This is a genomic window from Micromonospora sp. NPDC003776 (assembly GCF_053605645.1).
This window is the reverse complement of sequence record NZ_JBSGJR010000519.1, coordinates 1-5,004: the sequence shown is the minus strand read 5'-3', so window position 1 is coordinate 5,004 and position 5,004 is coordinate 1. Positions and strand designations below refer to the sequence as shown.

5 protein-coding genes and 1 pseudogene are annotated in these 5,004 nt (G+C 69.7%); 5 read left to right on the top strand and 1 reads right to left on the bottom strand.

What is annotated here, in order from left to right; all coding sequences use genetic code 11:
* Positions 1–105: 105 nt before the first annotated feature.
* From ACWEVO_RS29820 to ACWEVO_RS29810, 3 genes are all read left to right on the top strand, one after another.
* Positions 106–645, top strand: a complete 540-nt coding sequence (locus ACWEVO_RS29820) for a hypothetical protein (RefSeq protein WP_452310803.1) — start codon at positions 106–108, stop codon at positions 643–645.
* A 137-nt stretch (positions 646–782) separates the two neighbouring features.
* Positions 783–1,088 (top strand): hypothetical protein, encoded by a 306-nt coding sequence (locus tag ACWEVO_RS29815; protein WP_452310802.1) that lies wholly within the window; start codon positions 783–785, stop codon positions 1,086–1,088.
* Positions 1,089–1,561: 473 nt separating this feature from the next.
* Positions 1,562–1,933 carry a hypothetical protein gene (locus ACWEVO_RS29810; RefSeq protein WP_452310801.1) on the top strand — a complete coding sequence of 124 codons (372 nt, stop codon included), beginning with the start codon at positions 1,562–1,564 and terminating at the stop codon, positions 1,931–1,933.
* 16 nt (positions 1,934–1,949) lie between these two features.
* Here the strand turns inward: ACWEVO_RS29810 and ACWEVO_RS29805 are convergent.
* Positions 1,950–2,558: pseudogene (locus ACWEVO_RS29805) on the bottom strand (site-specific integrase); the annotation flags it as partial.
* Between the two features lie 254 nt (positions 2,559–2,812).
* Here ACWEVO_RS29805 and ACWEVO_RS29800 point away from each other — a divergent pair.
* On the top strand, positions 2,813–3,313 hold the full coding sequence (locus ACWEVO_RS29800) for an SMI1/KNR4 family protein (protein WP_452310800.1): 501 nt from the start codon (positions 2,813–2,815) through the stop codon (positions 3,311–3,313).
* A gap of 467 nt (positions 3,314–3,780) precedes the next feature.
* The coding region (locus ACWEVO_RS29795; RefSeq protein WP_452310799.1) for a BTAD domain-containing putative transcriptional regulator at positions 3,781–5,004 on the top strand (1,224 nt) is incomplete at its 3' end.

Genomic DNA, 5,004 nt, shown 5'->3' with positions numbered 1-5,004 from the left:
CACAACCGTCCATGATCGACGGTGGCTGCCCTCGTTCCCGCATCGCATCGAACCGCAGCTCAGCCAAGGTCAACAACCCCGGCTGGAGTACTAGGGTGATGAACGTTGACGCTCCACGAGGGTTTACAAGGCATCACCTCGATCGAGGAGGCTGCTCTCTTTGCCGCAGCTTGCGCTGAGCGAGCATCCGGAATCCTGTTCTGGGTGGTCTCCGAGGATGGCCGCCACGACGACCTCGACCAGTACCATGAGGCACTGGAACTCCTGTGGGCCCCGGTCACGGCCGATTCTCTCCGATACGCCGTGGCCGCTCACGTACTGGAGGGCCTGCGGGAGATGCGGGTCGGAGACGAACTCATCGGTCCCGACGCCCACGCCCTCCATGCGGTGGTCGTCCTTCATTCGGCGCTGCGGTTGGTCGCCGAAGGGTCGGTGTCCGCCGTCACGCAGTGCTCCGTGGCTGCCCAGAACGCTGCCTTCAGGATCGAGGCGAGGACCGGCCACCACCTGCTCAGCGCGGAGGAGCGCTGTCAGGCCAGGGACATCGGGCGCCTGTTGGCTGACGAGAGCGTCGACACGATTCGGGATAATGCTCGACGCCACGGGCGTGATCGCCTGGCCCTGGTGTACGCGCACTATCGGTGATCGAAGCCAGGTGCGGAGGTAGGACGTGCATGTCGTAGTCGCCTGACGACATGGCGGTCTCGCGATGACGTAGCGGAGGAGGGTGCAAACCAGCTCTCTTCCAGGACTTGGCGCGGATCGCTCGTCTGGACGCGGGGATGAGCTTCGTCGAGGTGGCCACCACCGGTTCCTGGGATCCGCGGCGGGCGCTGGAGTTGTGCCGTGCCTTCATGGACGAGTGGATGGGGGGCATCGAGGCCGACGACGGCTTCTCAGCTGCCGAACTGGCAGCCGTCGAAGAGGCCCTCGGATTCTCATTCCCGCCCCTCCTTCGGGATTCTCACGGCCTGTTGGGGAAGCGGCAGGACGCTCTGCGGCTGCACGATGCGATGCTCAGACCTGCCGAGTTCTACTTCGACGGACCCGGCGTCCTCGCGAAGACGGTGACAATTCCGTCTGGGTAATGGGACGGCGGCCCGAGGTGCGGGAGGTCATGGCCACCCGCGTTCCCGGGGATTGGCAGTGGTTGGATACGTAGCGGGACGGTGACCTACGTACGAGTCTCTGCCGAGAAGGAGCTCATGATGGCTGACCTCTCCCTCGTCCTCGAAGCGCCCGCGGTTAGGACTGTGGGATTGGGCTGAGCAGTGGGAACGCTGTGGGACCGGGAAATGGTGCACGAGGCCGAGGTTGTCGACCGGCTCTCCCCGGAACGTCGGTTGGAGCTGACGCGGCAGGTCCTCGACTGGACGGTTCAGGGTTCGAGTCCCTGGCGGCCCACTCCTCCGCAGGTCAGCGGCTCCGACCGGGGCCGCTGTTGCCGCGATCGGGGCCGGTACAGCAGCGAAGTACAGCAGTGGACCGACCGCCAGCCTGACTTCCTGTGTCTGGAACGCTGTCGGAAGCGGCTACGGACGGGACAGCGGAAGGGCGGCTGATGACGGACGGACGGCTCGTGCGCAATTCGCGGCTCCTCGGCCTGTTCGTCGAGATCGTCCAAGGACCCGAGGGGACCTTGCGGGCGGTGGAGACCGCCGGCCGTGGCATCACGGCAGAAGCACGCTGCACACTGACCGTGGTCGCAGACAAGATGACCACCAGCCCCGACAACCCGGCCGAGGCACGTCAGGGAAGCCTCGCCTGCGCCGATCGACTCATCGAACTGGGTTCCATCGAAGACGACCTGAGCGAGTTGTGGTCCCGTCGCCGGGGAGGCGAGCTTGACGAGGCCGCGTTTGAGGCAAGCCTCCTGCGAATAGTGATGCGCCTGGAAGGGTGGCCGCAATCCTGGCCGAGCATGCGCGACTGAGCGGCATGCCCACCCTTCACCGGTGGAGCGTCTGGCCGAGCCGCTTGAGGGCGTCGCGGGTGGCCGCCGAGGACACCACCGTGTAGATCTCCATGGTGATGGCGAACTGCGCGTGCCGAAGGATCTGCATCGCCACCCGGGAATGCACGTCCAGGTCGGCCAGGAGCGAGGCACAGGTCCGCCGTGCGTCCCTGACGGTGATCCGCCGGACTCCGGCCGCGTCGCAGCGCCGGTCCCAGAAGCGGTTGAAGTTGCGCGGCTCGACCGGCCGGCCGTAGCGGGTGGTGAAGACGAGTTCCGACGGCTGCCAGGCCGGGCCGGCCGCGTCCCGGGCGGCAGCTTGGGCGGCACAGCGACGGCTCAGGGCCACGGTGCAGATGTCCGGCAGCGGCAGAGTGGCGTCCGAGGCGGCCGTCTTGGTCTCCCGGTGCAGCAGTTCGGCACCGACCCGCTGGAGCTGCCGGTCGATGGTCAACTCCCCCGCGTCGAGGTCGACGTCGGCCCAGGTGAGCCCCAACATTTCGCCCTTGCGCAGACCGAGCACCAGGACCAGGACGTACGCGGCGTAGAGCGGGTCGTCGTCGGCGCGGGCCGACTCCAAAAAGCGCCGTGCCTCGTCGCTCGACGCACGGTCGGACGCTGGCGGGTTGGGCGGTGGTCTGCTCGGCTTGCCCGGGTCGAGGGCAGGCGGGATGGCCTACCCCAACCACCCACGGACCGTGAGTGCGGTACGAGGTCCGGTACGGCCGGCGGACCCGGACGGTCCTGATCGACGACAGCAGCGCGAGGACGTCGCGCGGCCCGTGTTCGCCTACGCTGTCTGGGCCGACCCGGTCGTGCTGGAGACCTTCCTAATCGATGAGTAGCCATAGGAGTCCGATGACGTCTCCGTTCGAGGACGCACCATCGCCGTGGACCGGGCCTCCGCTCACCGACGAGACGGTCCGCCGGGCGGAGGAGACTCTCGGGGTCCGGTTGCCCTGGAGCTACCTGCGGCTGCTGTCGCGGCGGAACGGGGGCGTGCTGCGGCGCACCTGCCACCCCACGAACTTCCGGACGTCGTGGGCGGAGGACCACTTCGCGGTGGACGTCATCCTGGGCATCGGATACGAGGAGGGGGTCGACGCCTGCTCCGCGGATCTGGTGGCCGAGTGGGGTTATCCGGAGATCGGGGTGGTGATCGGGGTGACGCCGATGGCCGGCCACGACACCGTCATGCTGGACTACTCCGACTGCGGCCCGCAGGGTGAGCCCGCGGTCGCGTACATCGGCGAGGATCGGGTGCCCCGGCGGGTCGCCGAGTCGTTCGATGCGTTCATCGACGGTCTCGTCCCGTGCGAGACCTATGAGGACGAAGGCGACGGCCCCGCGTCGGGCTGAGCTGCCACGGCCGCGCAGGCGACAGCGTCCCCCCATGCGGGACGGTCGCGTGATCATCTGTTCGGCTGAGTGTCGGCGATACGTGACGCCAGCCGCAGGCTCCGACCGGATCAGCGAGAGAGCCGTCCGGGAGAGGTGACGGATCGTAAGGGTGCGCTGGTCGCGTCCCTTCGGCCGGTTGGCGCGGATCTTCTTTCCAGGTGGACTGACACCGCTCCCTGTCGCGCGGGTTCGCCCAGGCGGCGGCGGGGTGGCACGCGCGGGAAGGCCATGGGTACGCGCATCGCGTCCGGTCACTGTCCGTCATGCGCCGCCGGGAGCGTTCCCGGCGGCGTTTTTGTTACCGCGACACCCCGTCAAATGACATTGACGTTCGTCACGCTTAACTGTCTGGTTTGTTCCTTGTTGGCCACGAAGCGGGCACTTAGCCTGGTCGGCGCGTCAAGGGTCAACGGGGGAGCGGCGCGATGGAACTGCAGATTCGGCTACTCGGCACGGCGGAGCTGTGCGTCGACGGCCAGGCCGTCACGCCCGGCGCGGCGAAACGACGGGCCGTCCTGGCCGGGCTGGCGATCGAGGCGAACCACTCGGTCCCCCTGCCCCGGCTGGCCCAGATGGTCTGGTCCGACCACCCACCGACCTCCGCCAAGGCGAATCTCCGTACCCACGCCGCCGGCCTGCGGCGCACGCTGGGCGACCGGCTGGTCGCCCGGCCACAGGCGTACGAGCTGCGGCTGGCGCCGCACGAGCTGGACGTGACCGAGTTCCAGCGGCTGGCGGGGGAGGGGCGGTCCCTGCTCGCCTCGGCCGACCCCGCCGGCGCCATCGAGACGCTGAGCACGGCGCTGGCCTGGTGGCGGGGCCCGTCCGGCGACGGCCTGCCCCGCGGCACCGCCCTGGACAACCGGTGGGCCGCCCTCGACGAGCAGCGGCTGCAGGTGTTCGAGGAACTGGCCGAGGCGCGGCTGGCCGCCGGTGAGCACGCCCACGTCCTCTCCGAACTGCGCGGGCACCTCGCCGCCCACCCGCTGCGGGAACGCGCATGGGGGCATCTGATGCTCGCCCTCTACCGGTGCGGGGACGTGCCGGCCGCGCTCACCGTCTACCGGGACGCCCGGGCCGTCCTCGACGAGCAGCTCGGCCTCGAGCCCGGCGAGGAGCTGGCTCGGCTGCACCGGGCGATGCTGGACCGGGCGCCGGAGCTGTCGTACGTCGCGCCGGGCGCGTCTGTCGTCATCGCGCCGGCGCCGGTCGCGGAGGTCCGGCCCGCCGTCGGCTGGGCGGTGCCCCGGGAGCTGCCGGCGGACCCGGTCACCTACGTCGGGCGTACCCGGGAGACCGCCGACGTGGTCGCGGCCATGACCGCTGGAACACCTGCCGCCGTGGTCGTGACCGGCGCCCCGGGCAGCGGCAAGACCACCCTCGCGGTACGCGCCGGGCATGCCGTCTCCGCCCAGTTTCCCGACGGGCAGGTCTTCGTGGACCTCGGCTACCGGACTACGGTGACGGCGGGAGAGATGCTGGCCCGGGTGCTGCGCGCCCTCGGCGTGCCGGCGGCTGACGTGCCCGGGAACACCGATGAACGGGCCGGCTGGTTCCGCTCGCTGGTGGCCGGGCGCCGGCTGCTGCTGGTCGTCGAGGGCGCGCAGCACCCGGGCCAGCATCTCTCCCGCCGTCACCGTAGTCCGGTA